This is a genomic window from Exiguobacterium sp. (assembly GCF_020832205.1).
Lineage (GTDB): Bacteria > Bacillota > Bacilli > Exiguobacteriales > Exiguobacteriaceae > Exiguobacterium.
Map to the genome: position 1 here is coordinate 28015 of NZ_JAFIFD010000046.1, position 16586 is coordinate 44600.

Genomic DNA, 16586 nt, shown 5'->3' on the forward strand with positions numbered 1-16586 from the left:
AAGAATGGATATCGTATTTCCGACCGAGCACGGTACGTTCAACTATCGCGTCGCTGGCATCTGGGTTCAAGACGGGCATTTGCTCGTTCACCGGAACGTGAACGATGACTTTTGGGCCCTCCCGGGTGGCCGGGTCGGCATCGGCGAAGAAGCCGAACTCGCCTTGACGCGGGAGTTGCAAGAAGAACTCGACGCCACACTGACAGGAACGACGTTCGCTTTCGTCTCCGAAAATTTCTTCACGTATTTAGAGCGCACAGTCCATGAGATCGGCATGTATTTTTATGTATCGGGTGACCTTCCGCTCCGGACCGGGGACTTTCACGGACCGGAAGGAGACCACTTGATTTATCGCTGGCAGCCGCTGCTTGAACTTCGGGATTTGAAACTGTTCCCTGAGACGCTCTACGCGTTGCCGCAATCACTGCCTCCACACTTTATCGACCGCTGAGTCAGTAACCACGTCTTGAATCTTGTCGTTTCTCACGCCTGACGCCGCGCCATATATGTGTGACGAAGGCGAGGCTCGAAATCCCGCACGTCGCTAAACATAAGTAAGTCGTCACGGTGTCACCTCCGAGCGCATACGCGTCGACGATAAAACCTTCCGTCCCAAGCAAGATGACGCTCGTCCCGATGATCGTGACGACGAGAAAACCGAGACCGAACGTGTTCAATCGCTCCGTCCGCTGGAACGCCGTCACCGCGAACATGATGACGCTCAGACAGAATAAAAACCAAAAGACAAATCGGAAGTACGTGAACACGTCCATACGGACTCACCCCTTAAAGAATGGTTTTCAACTCGTTCAAGTCGCGAATCTCATACGTCGTCTCGACCGTCGCCGCTACTTCGTTCGGATTATACCAACATGTGTCCAGCCCATACATCCGTCCGCCGGCAATGTCAGCCGTCAGCGAGTCACCGACGATCAGCCCGCGTTCGGGTGACACGTTCGGCACACGGTTAAACACGTAATCGAAGAACGGTTTCATCGGCTTCTGTGAACCGGTCGCGTCGGAAACGAACACGTCCTTGAAATACGGGAGTAACCCCGAGGCTTCAAGCCGCTTGAACTGTGTCTCGGTTACACCGTTCGTGACGATGTAGAGCGGATACTGCTCACTCAAGCTTTGCACGAGTTCAAGCGCCCCATCGATGATGTGCACTCCTTCGTGCAAATGCTCCCGATAGCGCTGCTCGACGTCGTGTCCGTCGATTGCGATACCGAGCGTGTCGAACAATTGTGTATGGCGGCCGATCAAGACGTCGTCCCGCCCGACCTCGCCGCGTTCGAATGCGCGCCAAAGTCCGTTGTTAATCGTCACGTATTGTTGTTTCAGTTCGTCGGTCATTCGGACGTTGTGCGAAGCGAGCAGCTGCTCCAAGGCAACGTGCTCACTCCGCTTAAAGTCGAGCAACGTGTCATCGACGTCAAATAAAATTGCATCATATCGTTTCATATTCTTTATTACCCCTCTCTGTCTTTAATGTACAGGAACACACATCGAAGTTCAAAAAAGGAGCGAACCATATGCCGAAAAAGCCAATCACCAACCTCGCGTATTCCGATAAAGAACTCGCATCGTTTTTTTACTTAGCCGATGAGACATTCGGTATCGACTTTCGCGAGTGGTACAATGCTGGCGAATGGACTGACCGCTATCGCTGTTATTCATTCACGTTCTATCGAAATGTCATCTCGAACGTCGGGATGAGCCGGATGACAGTGATGACGGACGGAACTGCTCGCGAGGCGTACCAAATCGGGACGGTTATGACGGATGAGATCAGACAAGGACAAGGACTCGCCACCCGCATCTTCAAGCACTTGTTCAAGCAACATGATACGGATGGGTTACCTTATTTTTTAGCTTGCGACGAAATCGTCGAACCGTTTTACGAGAAACAAGGGTTCACCGCCCAATCCGAACCGGAGCTGTTCATTTCCGTGTCAGGGGCGGCACCCCCGCTCGAACACGTCCGTGTCGATGCCGAACAGTGGCGTCGTTTCAAACTCGAGTCGCTCCCGTATTCACCGCGGCTGTACACAAAGGACGACATGCACATTTGGATGTTCCATTACTATCAAGGGATGGACGAGGACGTATATCGTTTCGATGACGTCCATGTCATTTATATGATTGAGCGCTCGCGCTTAAATCTGTACGCCGTGCTGTCGCCGCGGCCTGTCGACATGCGTGACGTCGTGGCACGGCTCTCCTTTGAAGGAATCACGGAAATCGTCTTTAAATTCACGCCCGATCTTGACGGTGTGGAACAACGTCCGTCCCGTGACGGTCAATGGATGTTTCGTATGAACGATGGACAGCTTTTCCCGGAAGGTTGTCGCTTCCCTTATTTGTCGAAAGCATGAAAACACTCGCCTCAAGGGCGAGTATTTTCATGTGTGAATGCATCTCGTAACGCGCGGGCTGCCTCTTTCACGGCCCGTTTTGCTTCTGGCACGTAAAAGTAATAGTTCGCAAACCCGTGAATCAATCCGGCATAGTTCTTATAGTCAACGGGGACACCGAGGCTGACGAGCTTGTTCGCATACGCCCGCCCGAGGTCCCGAAGCGGATCGTACTCGGCCGTGAGGAGAGTCGTCGACGGCAGCTTCTCTAAATACGGGGAGAAAATCGGTGACGCATATGGATCCGTCAACTCTTTCTCGTCATTAAAATACTGATGTTGGAACCACCGAATCAACCCTTCATCGAGCAAGTAGCCGTTCGCATACTCGATCAAGGACAGCGGTAAATTTTCCTCCGTCCCGGTGACCGGGTAGAACAAGAGCTGATGCGTGACGGCCGGGCCGCCCCGCTCAAGCGCGATCAAGGCGCTCACTGTTGCGAGCGTACCGCCGGCGCTGTCGCCTCCGACGGCGAGACGTGAGGCGTCCACCCGAAGTGTTTCCGAATGCTCGGCGACCCAAGCGAGCGCGTCATACGCATCTTCGACGGCAGCCGGGAACTTGTGCTCCGGAGCAAGACGATAGCCGACAGAGATGACCGTGCAATCCGCCTCGTTCGCGAGCGTCCGGCAAATCGCATCGTGCGTATCCAGACTCCCCGTGACATACCCGCCTCCATGGTAATAAACGAGCGTTGGCGCGATTGAATCGTTTGCCCGATAAATCCGGGCCGGGATCGATCGTCCATTAAGCGCCATCTCAAGATTCTCCACGTCATGCACACGCTCTTTATGTTGAAATCGGGTCATCATCGCGTCTTCTTGTCGTCTCAATTCGAACGGATCCAATCGATCGTACGTCGTCGGTAAATCATTTTGAAGCTGGTTCAAATAAAATTGAATCGTCGGATTGACTGGCAATGGGAATCCCTTCTTTCTCTATTGGCTTTCAGTTGCCTATTCCCACCGTTGCCTTCCTCTAAGCAGACATATCTGCTCGCCGCCATAGCGACCTTTATGGTTACTTTTCCGACGAAATCGCGCCCCCCATTGTTATATGTTTGTTCCTTCTTTCCGATCAGTTTCCCGTTTACCCATCAAAAGGTTTATTTTTTCAAATCAGGTGAATACTTCTTAAGGTGAAGCAAAAAGAAAAAGGAGTGTTGTTATGCATACCGATTTTACAAAGATGTACATCGACGGGCAGTGGGTCGAAGGCTCGAGCGACAAGTCAATCGACAATGTCAACCCGTTCACGGACGAGACGTTGTTCTCGATTCGCTCGGCCGATGAGAGCGATTTAGACAACGCCTACCGCACAGCCAAAGAAGCGCAAAGTGAATGGGCCTCCATGTTGCCGCAAGACCGGCGCGCCTTGATCGAGCGTTTCGCGGAACTGACGCTCGAACATAAAGAAGACATCATCGACTGGCTCGTCAAAGAGTCGGGCAGTACGCGCATTAAAGCGGAAGGTGAATTTTTAGCCTCGATGGCGATCATTAAAGAAGCGGCGACGTTCCCGTTCAGGATGGACGGGCTCATCAAGCCGTCGATCGTCCCGCATAAAGAGAACCGGGTGTATCGCAAACCGCTCGGCGTTATCGGAGTCATCAGCCCGTGGAACTTCCCGTTCCATCTCGACGTCCGCTCGATCGTCTCGGCGCTCGCGCCAGGCAATACGGTCGTCGTCAAACCGGCGACCGCGACACCGGTTACGGGCGGTCTCCTCTTCGCTTCATTATTTGAAGAGGCGGGTCTTCCGAAAGGCGTGTTGAACGTGATCGTCGGCCGCGGCTCGGAGATTGGCGACGCCATCGTCGAGCATCCGATTCCGAAACTCATCTCGTTCACCGGGTCGACCGAGGTCGGAAAAGGAATTGCCGAGAAGGCCGGTCGCATGTTGAAAAAGACCGCGCTCGAACTCGGGGGCAACAACGTCTTCGTCGTGCTAGATGATGCCGACATCGACCGCGCCGTCGAATCGGCCGTCTACTCGAAGTTCTACCATCAAGGTCAAATCTGTATGTCGACGAACCGGATTCTCGTCGCCGAGTCGGTTCACGACGCCTTCCTCGAAAAATTTGTCGAGCGGGTCAAAGCCTTGAAATTTGGTAATCCGAACGAGCCGGACACGCAAGTCGGTCCGCTCATCGACCACGACCAAGTCGAGCGCATCCTCGACCAAATCGATCAGACGGTCGAGGCCGGGGCGACGCTCCAAACTGGCGGCAATGCCGACGGAAACGTGCTCGAACCGACCGTCGTGAGCGGTGTCACGAACGACATGCCACTCGCGAAAAATGAGATTTTCGGACCGGTCGCCGTCATCTTGTCGTTCAAAGACGATGCCGAGGCGCTCCAAATCTCGAACGAACTCCCGTACGGACTGAGCGGTGCCGTCCACGGCTCGATCTATCGCGCGACCGAGTTCGCCCGCCAAGTCGAGACGGGGATGATTCACGTCAACGACCAATCGGTGAACGATGAGCCGCATTTGCCGTTCGGGGGCGAGAAAGACTCAGGGCTCGGCCGTTTCAACGGTGAATGGGTGCTCGAGGAGTTCACGACGCTCCAATGGGTCTCTGTCATGCATGAACGCCGTGAATACAAACCGTTCTTCTCTTAAGCAAAAAGCTGTTTCGGTCCACGGACCGAAACAGCTTTTTTATAGTTTTTTGACGAATTCCGACTTCAGTTTCATCGCGCCGAACCCTTCGATTTTGCAATCGATATCGTGGTCGCCTTCGACAAGACGGATGCCCTTCACTTTCGTACCTTGTTTGACGACGAGCGACGTCCCTTTCACTTTCAAGTCTTTGATGACCGTGACCGTGTCTCCGTCTCGGAGCACGTTCCCGTTCGCGTCTTTCACTTCAGCGTCTGCTTCGGCTTCGGCCGCCTCAGTCGGTGACCATTCGTAGGCGCATTCCGGGCAGACGAGTAAAGCACCGTCTTCATATACATACGTGGACTGGCATTTCGGGCAATTCGGTAGTTCTGTCATCTTGCATCCTCCATTCGCTTCTCTGTCGCCAGTATAACGTATTTTCGGGATGCCGACATCTGCCCATCACCCTTCCTGCGGGGTGTCCGGGCCTTCCAAAGTTAACTGATAGAACGACAAATCGAGCCACTTGCCGAATTTGTAACCGGCTTGCTTGATCGTGCCCGAGTGGACGAAGCCGACTTTTTCGTGCGCCCGGATGCTCGTCACGTTCGACGCATCGATGCCCCCGATGACCGTCTTATACTCCTGCACTTCGGCGAGCCGGACGATTTCACGCAACAATTTATTGCCAATCCCTTTTCCGCGATACCCTGGATGGACGTAAACGGAATGTTCAACCGTGTATTTGTAAGCCGGCCATGGACGAAACGGACCGAACGTGGCAAACCCCATGACGACGTCTCCTTCTTCCCAAACGATCATCGGGAATGCTTGGGCTTTCTTGTCTTCATACCACTCGACCCGGTTTTGAAGCGTGACCGGTTCGTAATGGTACACGGCAGTACTGTTGACGATGGCATCGTTATATATATGTAAGACGGCTTGAAGGTCGTCACGACGGCAATTTCGAATCATACATCCACCACTTTCATGAGTTTTTCTTCATTATACGTATCCTAATCGCAAAACACACGCGGCGACGCGCGCTTCCATTAAAAAAGGTCAGTCGCATCGACTGACCGTACGTTGCTCACGCCGCCAAACGATCACACATCGAGGCGCACTCGAAGCAGACGCGGGCACACTCTTGGCAATGCTCGTGCTTATGTTTCTCACACTCTTGAGCACACGCCTTGCAGATGATCGCGCAAGCCCGGGCAAGTTCCGGCACGAACGCCGAATCACGCGTCATCGCCTCGGCGAGAAACGCACACATCGCCGCGCACTCCCGGTCGAGCCGGATACAGTCGACCATCATCTTCACATCATGTTCCTCAAGACAAGATTCGAGACAGTAATTGCACGTCTCAACACAATCGTGCAGCGTTTCCAATTCGTTCGCGTAAATCCGGTGCATACGTACATCCTCCTTTTAAGAAGTGACACGACAACGACGACACGTTATTGATGTTCCCTAATCTGCAAAAGAAAAACGACCGTCGACTACCGCCTCGGGTCGTTTACGAACGTTCGATAAACGTAAGCGATCCCGTTCAACAAGCGCTCGGAATAACGCTTCGGTACGAAGCGAAGCCGGTAAATGCGATACATCCGTTTCAAGTCTTCCCATTGGTGATCGATCTGTTGACCTTGGCGAAATCTGGCCAAATCGATTAAAAAGATCCGTCCGTCCGAGCTCAAGATGATGTTCCGCAAATGAACATCTGACGGGGTGAGACCGCGCCCACGCGCCGCTAAAAGCGCGTTGTCGACGTCGTCCAGATACGCCGCGTCAATCCAAATCCCTTCGGTCAGACATTCGAACAGCGTCTTCCCTTCGATATAGTCGATCACGATATAATTCGGTCCGGCCTCGTGCAAGCGTGAAAACTGCGGAAGATCTGCCAGCGTCTCATAAACGACCGCTTCCTCGGCTGCGATATGGGTGAATCCAGGGAAAAAGACTTTGATGACGAGACAGGTGCCGTTAATCCGAAACACAGCGGCGCTGCGCCCGATGCCATGCAACTCGAGGCTCTCGTGCATATGTCTCACACGCGTCTCCTCGCCGGACTGGTCAAACGATACATCAGCAAATAAATCATAACGGTTCATGAGGGACTCCTCTTTCAAGTTGTGTCCTTAATCATACCGGATTTTTGAACGTTTGACTTGCTCCTTGAATCGACAAAGTGACGCTCGGTCTGTTTATCCGTATAATGAAAGCGACAGACAATTTAGGAGGAATCGATTATGCAACGAATCGCACTAACGGAAGACTTATCGTTTTCACGTATCGTCCACGGGATGTGGCGTCTCGCTGAATGGGACATGTCCGCACAAGAACGCCTCACTTTTATCGAGCAATGCATTGAGCTCGGCATCACGACGTTCGATCATGCCGACATTTACGGCGGATATACGTGTGAAGGCCTATTCGGAGAAGCACTTCGCTTGAAGCCGGAGCTTCGTGACCAAATCGAGATCGTGACGAAGACCGGGATTAAATTGACGGGCGACTTCAACCCGGGCCAAACGCTCAACCACTACGACACGACGAAAGCACATATTATCCGTCAAGCCGAACGGTCGTTGCAAGAGCTTGCCATCGACCACATCGACACGTTGTTGATTCACCGTCCCGACCCGTTGATGGATCCGGACGCAGTCGCCGAGGCGTTCACCGCGTTACATGAGAGCGGGAAAGTCCGGACGTTCGGGGTGTCAAACCACTTGCCGTCGCAACAACGTCTGCTCCAGTCGCGTTTGTCGTTCCAGCTCGTGACGAATCAGCTTGAACTGTCTCCGATGCAACTGAAGCATTTTGAGGACGGGTCAGTCGACTTGTGCCATGAAGAACGGATGCCGCTCATGGCGTGGAGCCCGCTCGCCGGCGGCCGTCTCTTCTCAGAAGAAGACTACGCCCCGCTCCGTGACACACTTCAGACGATTGCCTCACGCCATGACGTGAGCGGGATCGATACGGTCGTGTACGCCTGGTTGCTCGCACATCCGGCCCGCATCTTGCCGATCATCGGTTCTGGGAAAATAGAACGAGTCCAAAGCGGTGTCGAAGCGCTCAATATCGAGCTCACACGAGAAGAATGGTTCGAAATTTTGAAGGCCGCGCGCGGTCGTGACGTAGACTGAAGGTAAAAATAAACAGTTTAATCCTTTTATAAACCATTCGAAAAAGAGGGGAATGAATATCGCTTTACTTGAGCGATTGATAATTCTAGCTTTTTCGTCAAAAATCGACACTGCGAAAATCTCGAAATACCATTTCATATCCATAAGTGTAAACGAAGCCCGCTCAGTTCAAGTCGAGCGGGTTTTTCGTCTTTTTTTCAAAAAAACACTTTAATTTTCCTAAGCCTAAAGTCACAAAAAATTGGTGCTAAAATGATGAAAGTTATTCATTGAAGGAGAGCATCGATGTGAAAAAGTACCTGATTTTCTGTACACTTGCCATTTTAACGTTTTTGTTCGGATGCGAAGAAGAACAAGCGTTTCGCTTACATACAGCGCCAGAGTACTATCAAGGCCGCGCGACGTTACCGTCCGGGCAACAAATCGAGATGACCGAAGCGGACCGGACGAGCGTCCTAGACGCTTGTTATCCGGACGACGCCCTCGCCCTCGCTCCCGACGGCGAACGTCGTTGGATCGGCACGGTTACGTTGTCCCAACCGCTGACGACGAACGCTTCGACTCAAGCATTCCCGACGGCCACATTTTTTGAAGTGGAAAATCAAACGTATGTAGAATGTCGCGTCGACAAGATTTCTTACATGAAGCAAATCGACGCGGTTCCCGACAGTCTCGTTCCACACCGTGAACAAGCGGTCACGTACCCTTCCGTCGCCAAGCTACGGAACGCCCAACCGCACGAACGGTTGCACTACTTAAAGGAAATGAACAAACCTATCGGAAATGAACCTTATCCAAAACGGACGGCGCTCGAGCAGACGCTCGTCCACGTGACGATGCCGTTCAACGGATCGTTCGAAATGACGTTCGAGTCCTCAGAGGGTGTCGAGACGGTCACCGTGCCGATCGATGCAGCATCACGCCACCCGTACTTGTCGCTCGGCTTCGGGATCGAGACAGCGGAAGGCACGAACCGATACGGAATCTATACTTCAGTAAACCAAGATCTGTACCAAGACGTCATTCGGCCAAAAGACGCTTCGTTCGATCAACTCCTTGGGGCCCGCCGAACTGACACCCTCCCGTCGACACTCGTCCCGGGCCAACGCTATCCGTTGTTCAGTTTTTCGTTCATGCGTGACAACGTCCCGCATAAAGAAGTCGTCTCACTCACGTACAAACAGCCGGTCCTCCTGCGAGGAGAAGCGCTGAAACGCGAAATGCGCGCCGAGTTTTCCAATCGTCAGCATGCCGTCTTTCATGAACTCGCCCTCATCGGTACTGAGTCGAGAGACGCTGCATTTTTGACCCATTTGACAGCCGATGAGACACGTTTCGTCTTCAAGGCGATCGAGCGTTCCAAAGCGACGACCGAGACGGGCGAACCGGCCTCGATTCCGTATTTGACCGTGTTCGAAGGGATCTGTGCCCAAACGTTTGACGTCAGTTATAAAGGAGACGATGTCTTTTTGACGAATACGAAAACAGGGTCCCACTTTAAGCTACTACGGGATGATGCAAACAAATGGCACGACCGCTTTGACAACTAAAGGAGGAATCTTGTGCACAGAATCAGCATAGCCGCCTCACTTCTACTCACATTGGCTCTGGTCGGCTGCACGGAAGAGGAGACGGCGCTCGAACTCAACGTTCGCCCCCTCTTGTTTGACGGCTATCGCCTCGAGATTGGAAAGACGTTGACACAGATGGACGAGGCGGAGCATACGGCCGTCCATACGATTTGCGACGAGACGGACGTCACGTCGCTGCCGGACCGCCAGTTCGTCTTCGATGCGTCATATCGTAGCTTCACACGGTTCTCACCCGAGACGATTTCGCCCCTGACAGGCCTCACCGTCTTCCATGACGACGAAGCGACATACGCCTACTGTGAGACCGGCCACAGCCGGTATGTGAAACAGATCGACCCGGAACTCATGCCAATTGCTTATCGTGAAGCAGACCCTGAGCCGCTTCGCCCGCGTGCAGCCCGTGTGTCCGCCGATACACAGCAGGCGCTTCTTGAACAACTCGAGGACGACACTCCATATTTCGAGTTCAAACCGTTCAACGCGCCGTTTGTCGCGTTACAGGCGCCCCTGTTCACGACGCTTTCGATTGAAGTAAACACGCAGGACGCATCGATGACATTCTCTCGTCCTTACGAACCAAGCTTGAGCTTGCAACATGTGACGCTCTCGCTTCATATCGTTGAGATGAATGGGTTCGTCCAACCGGCGCTCTTTGAGTCTTCTGAGGCGAACACATCGCAGTGGCTGCTCGACCCGGTGCCTGACGGTGGTGTCCCGACACTGTCAGACACGTATCTGTTACCCGAGACGCTCGAGTTCGGGAAGACGTACCCGCTCTGGCAACTTTCCTATGATGTCGAAGGGGAAATCGTCGAGCAGACTGTCTCACTTCGCTATGAGCCACCCGTCACGATGACGCAAACCGAGGTTAATGCCGCAACGATGACGGCCGATGAGGAAGTCACCATCGGTTATTTCCACAAGACACCGCTGTCCGGGAAGACCGAGCTGCACGCCTTAGACGCGGTCCAGACGTTGACGACGGACGGTGCAATGTTGAAACAGATGGTGGCGCGGGCCGAACCGGTCAAACGGAGCGGCGAACCGGCCGACTATCCGTTGTTCACGTTAATCGAGGGTGTGACATCCCAGACGTTCGAGGTGACGCTCCATAAGCGCTCGAAAAAAACGGACGTCTTCCTCACGACCGAAGGCAAACATTACAAACTGAACTCTGAGGACAGCGCCTCGTGGCTGTCGCTCGCCCCTTACTGACAGACGGTCTTCCCGTCTGTCTTTTGCATGTTCTGTAAGCAACATCGTCCAATCACAAACCGAGACTGTGCGACAATGAAACAAATGACACGAAGGAGTGGATTCGATGACAACACGATTCGAACGCGACGTCGCCGACAGTTGGCGCGTCTCCTATAAACAAAACGGCTATCCGCACGTCCAACAAGGCTGGGTGTTGCCGCCTGAGCGTAAAGACGAGTTCGACCCGTTCATTTTGATGGCCGAGGACTGGTTCAAGCGCGGCACCTTTTCTGACCATCCGCACCGTGGCTTCCAGACAATCACGTACGTGATCGATGGCCGACTCGAACATATCGACAACCACGGCGGTCATTCGATTCTCGATGCCGGGGATGTGCAGTATATGAACGCCGGTTGGGCTGCCCGCCATGCCGAGGAGGCGGTGGCGGACGATTTGATCCACACGTTGCAGTTGTGGCTCAACTTGCCGAAGTCGCTGAAGACGACGACAACGTCTTATCAAAACGTCTACGTCGAAGATGCCCCGGTCGTCCCGGTCGATGGCGGGCACGTCCGCGTCTACTCCGGTGACATCGCCGGTGTGAAAGGACCGCTAGACAGCCTCGTCCCGATTACGATGAGCGAGATCCAATTGCGTGACGGGGCAACATATGAACACGTCTTGCCGGCGAACCATAACGCCTTCGTCTACGTGCTTGCCGGCTCTGTCGAGATCGGCTCACACGCGACACCGCTCGAGAAGACGGATGTCGCGACATTGACGTTCGATGAGACGATAGAGGGTGAGAGCGGCCTCTCAATCAAAGCAACGTCCCGGACGAAGCTCCTCGTCTATTCGGGAGTACCGCTCCGTGAAGATTATATCGCCCACGGTCCGTTCGTCATGAACACGGAGGACGAGATTCGCCAAGCGTTCCGCGACTATCACGCCGGCGTCTTCGGACCGCCCGCAGTGAAATAAAATGAGCCACGCGCGATGCGTGGCTCATTGTTTGTCCGGCTTCAATACCGTCTGCTGTGTCGGAATGCGTCCGATCGGCACGGTACGCTCGAAAAGGACGTATCGTTTCCCGTCCACTTCAAATTTCCGGTCCCCAAGATAGTGTGCGGACTTGCCGTCCTCGTATAACTTCGTCAAAATCGCCGGTACGTATTCATTCAAGTTCGTATAATGCTCATCGAGCGTCATGACGATATTGCCTTTCTCATAACCCATCCACTGGTTCGACATGAAGAACATCAATGAAATTGTTCCGATGACCCCAATCACTAAAATAACCGTTTCCATCAAACCCCTACCTTCGCTGTTTTCTAAACTGCTCGTCATAGCGACAACTTCTAATGATTTCGCAAGTGTTTCGTGACAATTTGACGTTTCGCCTGAAACCCCATTTGGTCATAAAATCTAGACGCCTCTTTATTCGCGACCCAATAATCTAGCTCGATGGAGGCAAAATCATGAGCATGTGCCCACTGTTCCACATATTCCATCATTTGTCGGCCGAAGCCGTTCCGCTTGTGAGTTGGCAAGATGCTGATTTGTCTGACATATAGCGTGCGTATTTGTTGACGAAACGCAGTACCTTTACTCACTATCTCTTCAAACCAAACATATCCGATTGGTTCCTCCTCAAATTTGCCGATGATAAAATGATGTCCGCTTTGCTTCATCGTATCAGCGATCGTGTCACGAATTCGCGAATGATCGTAAGGAGCAAAAAAGCTCGGCATCAGCTGAAGGTGGTGTTCATGAATGGGGCGATTCAACGTCGCAATCAAATCCGCGTCTCTCGTTTGTAGAAATCGCATCATCCCCCATTGCCTCCATATGGAGAGTTGCGGTCTTCCGTCACCCCGTGCGGCTTCTCGTTGCCGCGCAGCTCGTGCCGTTTTGACCCGCGCGGTTTCCCATGAAGACGATGCTGGATTGGACGGGCGAGCACATAGCCGCCGAACAAGGAGAGCGGGAATGCGATGAACGCCATTCCGAATAGAATTAGAATTTGATTATTCGACCCGCCATACGTCTCCGTCAAAAAGCTGATTCCAAAATAAAAGCCGACAAACAACACGCCTACGAACGCATACTCGATGCATTTCCCAAGAAATCGTTTCATCGATTCACTTCCTTTCGTTGTTACTCCCTTATACGAAAGATCGATACAAAACGTTTCATTTTGTTTGTTCGGCCACATACCAAATCGTCGCAACGCGTTCCGTCTCCGACACCCATTCTTGTTTCCCTTGAATGTAGCTTTCGATATCGCTCGGGTGCTGCTCAGCGAGTGTTCGTTTCAAGTCGCCATATTCGGCACGCACGTCCGGGAACGCTTTTAAATATTCACGAAACGCCAAATGGCGGGTCACACCTTCATCGCCCGCCTCGAACACGTGAACGTGAAACGTCCGCACCTCGTCACCTTTTGCAAAAAAACGACGCCGTGGAATACCATGCTCCCCAAAACTGCGATAGCCGAGTGCCTCCATGTGACCAACCAACTCGTCCACTTGCTCAATCTCTTGTACGACCGGCATGATGTCGATGATCGGCTTCGCTTCGAGTCCCGGCACCGACGTGCTCCCGATATGATGGACCTCGACCACGGTGCCACCGAATAGCCGTTTCAACTTGTCCGCCTCTTCCTCGAAGCGCGCCGACCATGCTGAATCGTACGGTACAACCTCTACTCGTCTCATGATGTCCCTCCTTGTCTTTGCTTCGATCCCCTTCTTCCATCATCATACCCGTTCTCGCTTCTGTTTACAGCCGGAAGTCGTGCGAGATGGTTTGTCGCATCAGAAAATGGGAAATGCTATTACTAATGAAATGAGAACTGGAGTGTGAAACTATGTTGACACAAGAGCAAATCGAGACGTTCAAAGAGCGTTTGTTAAAAGAGAAAGCGAAGACGGAAGGATACATGGAAAACCGAGAAGAAGTGTACGACGAAGGGGAACTGTCACACTACGACAACCATCCGGCCGACTCTGGGGAAGAGCTGTTCCTCCGTGAGCGTGACCAGGCCCTGACCGAACTCGATGAAGAGTTTTTGACCGACGTCGATAAAGCGCTCCTCGCCATCGAGAACGGCACGTACGGCAAATGTGAAGTGTGCGGTGAAGAAATTGAGATCGACCGTCTCGAAATCATCCCGGAAGCGACGCTTTGTATCGAACACGCACGTGAACGAGAAGCGGAAGAGCACAAAACCGATCAGGAACGCCCGGTCGAAGAAGACGTCCTTGATCCGTCGGAAACGGCACGCCGAAAACAACTTGATGGCAGTGACGACATCAACCAGAGCACCGATGCGTTCAGCCAAGTCGAGGATTTCGGGAGCTCCGATACAATCGCCGATAGCGAAGGAAACCACGATCCGACAAGAGAATGACGTCAAGCCGCCTCGGGCGGCTTTTTTGCGCAAAAAAGACGCAACGTGTCCGTTGCGTCAGTACGTGGCTTTAATGGCTGAAGCGCCACCGAGCAGTTGCGCTACTTTCATCGGATCGACTGTGTTCCCTGCCGAACTTGGCGAGAACGAGTAAGTTCCTTTGTGCACTTCGAAATGCAAATGCGGACCAGACGAGTTGCCGGTGTTACCGATTTGGCCGATGCCTTCGGCTTGGCGGACCGTCTGTCCTTTTTTTACATCAATCTTATGCAAGTGCGCATACACGGTCGTCCATTTCTGACCATCGATATTGTGCTCGATTTTGACGTGCTTGCCGTATGGCCCACGCCCGCTCACTTCGATGACTTTCCCATCGGCCGCCGCATACACCGGTGTGCCGATTTTCGCGGCGATATCGATGCCGTTATGGAACGTATAACCGAACTGTCCGCTCGCCGGGCCGAACCCTTGCGACAGACGGCCGTTCGCCGGCATCATGAACTTGTCCGGCGCCATCGCCGCATGTTGCTTTTTCAAGTCGCTCAACTTCGTCGCCTGCGCCTTCATTTGTTCAGATGCGACCGTATAAGATGACTGCGTCTTTTCTTTCGCCGCTTTGACTTCCGCTTGCTTCGCCGTCAATTCGTCGAGTGTCTGCCTCGCCGCCGCCTTCTGGTCTAAGATGTCTTGATGCTTCTTTTCAGATTCGGCCGCTTCGGCTTTCGCGTTCGGCAAGACGGTCGACAGTACTTGTTTGAACAACGAAGTCTCTTCCGGATCGATGGCCGCTTGATACGCCTCAATCTGTTCAGTCACTTCATCGATACCCGCCTGAAGGTCCGCTGCTTCCGACTCGATTTTTTCAATTTGTTGTTCGGCTTTCGCCACAGCTTGTTTTGACTCGGATAGCTGATGTGTAGTTTGTTCGATTGTTTTTGTCGTCTCGAGGAGTTGTGCCGGGGTGATGTCATTTGCCGACGCCGATTGCGCACCACTAAAGATGAACACACCTGCGCCTGCCGTAAGGATGAGTTGTTTCAACATATATATAGAAAACCTCCAAATGGGATCATTCGCTAGCTCAATAAAAAGCTACATGTGCGAATATAGCACCCCATCTAAAAAAGTTCAATATATGAAACATTTCATTTGTATGTCGATTTCATCACGACAATTGATTCCCATCCCATAGTCTTCACCGAATTTTCGCGGAGTTTCTCCTGTTCAGCCCCGCTTCGCTTTTAGCACGATGACGACGATGCTGACCGCTGCGAGGACGGTCAATGTCGGCCCACCGAACAAAAATAGCCGTGTGACGACGGATGATAAGTTCGTCGTCAGGCCGAGAATCGTCAATAAATTGCCGACGATCAGCACGATCATCAGCGCAGGCAACAGCCTCACCATCACGTCTCCTCCTTTTTCACCATCTCGAACTGGGCGACCGTGTCTTTTACGAATCCGAGCGCTTCCGCCGCCTCGATGAATGCCGGACGATCGGACGTAAACGTCAAATGAACCGGACGTTCACGACCGGCGGCCCGTAACAGCCAGTCGGCATCTTCGTCACGGCCGAACACGTCGAGGAGCACGTTATCCCGGAACAAGAGTGCTCCTTCTCGCCCGCCTTCTGTCACCCGAACGAGCGTGGCCTGTTGTTGGGTCGTCCGCACGTCCCGTTGCCAAATCGGACGGTGTGCAGCTTTCGGATATTCCTGTTCGAACAGCTCCTTGATCGAAACAGTGGCAAACGTCGCCGTCGTCTCGGTCGGGACGGATCGATAATAAACGATCTCCCGCACGACGTCATAACCGAGCCTGTCGTACAAGTCGAATGCCTGCTCATTTCCTTGAATGACCTCGAGCAGCCGCGTCCCTTCCGCTTGTTCGTCGAAGCGGCGCATCAATTCTCTTGCGATGCCGAGCCTGCGGTAGCCTGGTGCGACGGCCAACCCGCCGCAGCGAGTGACCCAGCCCGTGTCTAGATGGGCGATCCCGCTCAGCATGACACCGACCGGTCGCCCATCGACGTACGCCACGACGGACCGGGACGGCTGATTTTGATCGCGGACGAGGAAGATCGCCTCAAACGCAGCCTCGTCTATATCAAAACGAATCATATAATCGGAAAAACCGTCCATGAAAGCCCGATACAAATCGGCGATCGGTGGATTTTGTTGATAGGATACCACTTGATTCGGCATATCTCT

At 53.0% G+C, this 16586-nt stretch carries 22 protein-coding genes; 8 read left to right on the top strand and 14 right to left on the bottom strand.

Annotated elements, in window-relative coordinates; all coding sequences use genetic code 11:
• Positions 1 to 4: 4 nt before the first annotated feature.
• On the top strand, positions 5 to 451 hold the full coding sequence (locus tag JJU47_RS12280; RefSeq protein ID WP_228619878.1) for an NUDIX hydrolase: 447 nt from the start codon (positions 5 to 7) through the stop codon (positions 449 to 451).
• Between the two features lies 1 nt (position 452).
• Here the strand turns inward: JJU47_RS12280 and JJU47_RS12285 are convergent, their stop codons facing one another.
• Both JJU47_RS12285 and JJU47_RS12290 read right to left on the bottom strand, forming a co-directional pair.
• Positions 453 to 773: a hypothetical protein gene (locus JJU47_RS12285; protein ID WP_228619881.1), complete on the bottom strand. Its 321-nt coding sequence runs from the start codon at positions 771 to 773 to the stop codon at positions 453 to 455.
• Between the two features lie 13 nt (positions 774 to 786).
• Entirely contained in the window at positions 787 to 1464 is a 678-nt protein-coding gene (locus tag JJU47_RS12290; protein ID WP_228619883.1) for a YjjG family noncanonical pyrimidine nucleotidase, read from the bottom strand.
• A gap of 71 nt (positions 1465 to 1535) precedes the next feature.
• On the opposite strand from JJU47_RS12290, the gene JJU47_RS12295 reads away from it, so the two are divergent.
• Positions 1536 to 2378, top strand: coding sequence for a GNAT family N-acetyltransferase (locus tag JJU47_RS12295; RefSeq protein WP_228619886.1), 843 nt, complete (start codon positions 1536 to 1538; stop codon positions 2376 to 2378).
• An 11-nt stretch (positions 2379 to 2389) separates the two neighbouring features.
• Here the strand turns inward: JJU47_RS12295 and JJU47_RS12300 are convergent, their stop codons facing one another.
• Positions 2390 to 3337 (bottom strand): alpha/beta hydrolase, encoded by a 948-nt coding sequence (locus JJU47_RS12300; protein ID WP_228619889.1) that lies wholly within the window; start codon positions 3335 to 3337, stop codon positions 2390 to 2392.
• A gap of 247 nt (positions 3338 to 3584) precedes the next feature.
• Between JJU47_RS12300 and JJU47_RS12305 the strand changes: the two genes are divergently transcribed.
• A complete protein-coding gene (locus JJU47_RS12305) occupies positions 3585 to 5042 on the top strand; it encodes an aldehyde dehydrogenase family protein (protein WP_228619892.1) in 1458 nt (485 codons plus the stop codon).
• Positions 5043 to 5081: 39 nt separating this feature from the next.
• On the opposite strand, the gene JJU47_RS12310 is transcribed toward JJU47_RS12305, so the two are convergent.
• From JJU47_RS12310 to JJU47_RS12325, 4 genes are all read right to left on the bottom strand, one after another.
• Complete coding sequence (locus tag JJU47_RS12310; protein ID WP_228619894.1) at positions 5082 to 5420, bottom strand: zinc ribbon domain-containing protein YjdM; 339 nt, start codon at positions 5418 to 5420, stop codon at positions 5082 to 5084.
• Positions 5421 to 5486: 66 nt separating this feature from the next.
• Positions 5487 to 5999: a GNAT family N-acetyltransferase gene (locus JJU47_RS12315; protein WP_228619896.1), complete on the bottom strand. Its 513-nt coding sequence runs from the start codon at positions 5997 to 5999 to the stop codon at positions 5487 to 5489.
• Between the two features lie 115 nt (positions 6000 to 6114).
• Positions 6115 to 6441, bottom strand: a complete 327-nt coding sequence (locus JJU47_RS12320) for a four-helix bundle copper-binding protein (protein ID WP_228619899.1) — start codon at positions 6439 to 6441, stop codon at positions 6115 to 6117.
• 86 nt (positions 6442 to 6527) lie between these two features.
• Positions 6528 to 7139 (bottom strand): protein kinase family protein, encoded by a 612-nt coding sequence (locus JJU47_RS12325; RefSeq protein ID WP_228619901.1) that lies wholly within the window; start codon positions 7137 to 7139, stop codon positions 6528 to 6530.
• 138 nt (positions 7140 to 7277) lie between these two features.
• Between JJU47_RS12325 and JJU47_RS12330 the strand changes: the two genes are divergently transcribed.
• The 4 genes from JJU47_RS12330 (at position 7278) to JJU47_RS12345 (ending at position 11945) form a co-directional block, all read left to right on the top strand.
• Positions 7278 to 8174 carry an aldo/keto reductase gene (locus tag JJU47_RS12330; RefSeq protein WP_228619904.1) on the top strand — a complete coding sequence of 299 codons (897 nt, stop codon included), beginning with the start codon at positions 7278 to 7280 and terminating at the stop codon, positions 8172 to 8174.
• A gap of 287 nt (positions 8175 to 8461) precedes the next feature.
• Positions 8462 to 9724 (top strand): hypothetical protein, encoded by a 1263-nt coding sequence (locus tag JJU47_RS12335; protein ID WP_228619906.1) that lies wholly within the window; start codon positions 8462 to 8464, stop codon positions 9722 to 9724.
• Between the two features lie 12 nt (positions 9725 to 9736).
• Positions 9737 to 10981, top strand: a complete 1245-nt coding sequence (locus JJU47_RS12340; RefSeq protein WP_228619909.1) for a hypothetical protein — start codon at positions 9737 to 9739, stop codon at positions 10979 to 10981.
• Between the two features lie 106 nt (positions 10982 to 11087).
• Positions 11088 to 11945 (top strand): pirin family protein, encoded by an 858-nt coding sequence (locus tag JJU47_RS12345; protein WP_228619911.1) that lies wholly within the window; start codon positions 11088 to 11090, stop codon positions 11943 to 11945.
• A 24-nt stretch (positions 11946 to 11969) separates the two neighbouring features.
• On the opposite strand, the gene JJU47_RS12350 is transcribed toward JJU47_RS12345, so the two are convergent.
• From JJU47_RS12350 to JJU47_RS12365, 4 genes are read right to left on the bottom strand one after another with little or no spacing between them, the layout of a single operon-like run.
• On the bottom strand, positions 11970 to 12272 hold the full coding sequence (locus JJU47_RS12350; RefSeq protein WP_047375160.1) for a hypothetical protein: 303 nt from the start codon (positions 12270 to 12272) through the stop codon (positions 11970 to 11972).
• A gap of 50 nt (positions 12273 to 12322) precedes the next feature.
• The gene (locus JJU47_RS12355) at positions 12323 to 12796 is read right to left on the bottom strand and encodes a GNAT family N-acetyltransferase (RefSeq protein ID WP_228619913.1); all 474 of its coding nucleotides are present in this window, start codon (positions 12794 to 12796) and stop codon (positions 12323 to 12325) included.
• On the bottom strand, positions 12793 to 13101 hold the full coding sequence (locus tag JJU47_RS12360; protein ID WP_228619916.1) for a hypothetical protein: 309 nt from the start codon (positions 13099 to 13101) through the stop codon (positions 12793 to 12795). Before JJU47_RS12360 ends, JJU47_RS12355 begins: the two co-directional genes overlap by 4 nt.
• Positions 13102 to 13156: 55 nt before the next feature.
• Entirely contained in the window at positions 13157 to 13681 is a 525-nt protein-coding gene (locus JJU47_RS12365) for a GrpB family protein (RefSeq protein ID WP_228619918.1), read from the bottom strand.
• A gap of 152 nt (positions 13682 to 13833) precedes the next feature.
• On the opposite strand from JJU47_RS12365, the gene JJU47_RS12370 reads away from it, so the two are divergent.
• A complete protein-coding gene (locus tag JJU47_RS12370; protein WP_228619921.1) occupies positions 13834 to 14376 on the top strand; it encodes a TraR/DksA C4-type zinc finger protein in 543 nt (180 codons plus the stop codon).
• A 57-nt stretch (positions 14377 to 14433) separates the two neighbouring features.
• On the opposite strand, the gene JJU47_RS12375 is transcribed toward JJU47_RS12370, so the two are convergent.
• The 3 genes from JJU47_RS12375 to JJU47_RS12385 form a co-directional block, all read right to left on the bottom strand.
• On the bottom strand, positions 14434 to 15420 hold the full coding sequence (locus JJU47_RS12375) for a M23 family metallopeptidase (protein WP_228619924.1): 987 nt from the start codon (positions 15418 to 15420) through the stop codon (positions 14434 to 14436).
• Between the two features lie 180 nt (positions 15421 to 15600).
• Complete coding sequence (locus JJU47_RS12380) at positions 15601 to 15783, bottom strand: hypothetical protein (RefSeq protein ID WP_228619926.1); 183 nt, start codon at positions 15781 to 15783, stop codon at positions 15601 to 15603.
• Positions 15783 to 16580, bottom strand: coding sequence for a GNAT family N-acetyltransferase (locus JJU47_RS12385; protein ID WP_228619929.1), 798 nt, complete (start codon positions 16578 to 16580; stop codon positions 15783 to 15785). Before JJU47_RS12385 ends, JJU47_RS12380 begins: the two co-directional genes overlap by 1 nt.
• Positions 16581 to 16586 lie beyond the last annotated feature (6 nt).

Bases quoted from the DNA above. Each gene is read 5' to 3' on its own strand.
- JJU47_RS12280 (WP_228619878.1), top strand. From the start codon at position 5: ATGGATATCGTATTTCCGACCGAGCACGGTACGTTCAACTATCGCGTC.
- JJU47_RS12285 (WP_228619881.1), bottom strand. From the start codon at position 773: ATGGACGTGTTCACGTACTTCCGATTTGTCTTTTGGTTTTTATTCTGT.
- JJU47_RS12290 (WP_228619883.1), bottom strand. From the start codon at position 1,464: ATGAAACGATATGATGCAATTTTATTTGACGTCGATGACACGTTGCTC.
- JJU47_RS12295 (WP_228619886.1), top strand. From the start codon at position 1,536: ATGCCGAAAAAGCCAATCACCAACCTCGCGTATTCCGATAAAGAACTC.
- JJU47_RS12305 (WP_228619892.1), top strand. From the start codon at position 3,585: ATGCATACCGATTTTACAAAGATGTACATCGACGGGCAGTGGGTCGAA.
- JJU47_RS12310 (WP_228619894.1), bottom strand. From the start codon at position 5,420: ATGACAGAACTACCGAATTGCCCGAAATGCCAGTCCACGTATGTATAT.
- JJU47_RS12315 (WP_228619896.1), bottom strand. From the start codon at position 5,999: ATGATTCGAAATTGCCGTCGTGACGACCTTCAAGCCGTCTTACATATA.
- JJU47_RS12320 (WP_228619899.1), bottom strand. From the start codon at position 6,441: ATGCACCGGATTTACGCGAACGAATTGGAAACGCTGCACGATTGTGTT.
- JJU47_RS12325 (WP_228619901.1), bottom strand. From the start codon at position 7,139: ATGAACCGTTATGATTTATTTGCTGATGTATCGTTTGACCAGTCCGGC.
- JJU47_RS12330 (WP_228619904.1), top strand. From the start codon at position 7,278: ATGCAACGAATCGCACTAACGGAAGACTTATCGTTTTCACGTATCGTC.
- JJU47_RS12345 (WP_228619911.1), top strand. From the start codon at position 11,088: ATGACAACACGATTCGAACGCGACGTCGCCGACAGTTGGCGCGTCTCC.
- JJU47_RS12350 (WP_047375160.1), bottom strand. From the start codon at position 12,272: ATGGAAACGGTTATTTTAGTGATTGGGGTCATCGGAACAATTTCATTG.
- JJU47_RS12355 (WP_228619913.1), bottom strand. From the start codon at position 12,796: ATGATGCGATTTCTACAAACGAGAGACGCGGATTTGATTGCGACGTTG.
- JJU47_RS12360 (WP_228619916.1), bottom strand. From the start codon at position 13,101: ATGAAACGATTTCTTGGGAAATGCATCGAGTATGCGTTCGTAGGCGTG.
- JJU47_RS12365 (WP_228619918.1), bottom strand. From the start codon at position 13,681: ATGAGACGAGTAGAGGTTGTACCGTACGATTCAGCATGGTCGGCGCGC.
- JJU47_RS12370 (WP_228619921.1), top strand. From the start codon at position 13,834: ATGTTGACACAAGAGCAAATCGAGACGTTCAAAGAGCGTTTGTTAAAA.
- JJU47_RS12375 (WP_228619924.1), bottom strand. From the start codon at position 15,420: ATGTTGAAACAACTCATCCTTACGGCAGGCGCAGGTGTGTTCATCTTT.
- JJU47_RS12380 (WP_228619926.1), bottom strand. From the start codon at position 15,783: ATGGTGAGGCTGTTGCCTGCGCTGATGATCGTGCTGATCGTCGGCAAT.
- JJU47_RS12385 (WP_228619929.1), bottom strand. From the start codon at position 16,580: ATGCCGAATCAAGTGGTATCCTATCAACAAAATCCACCGATCGCCGAT.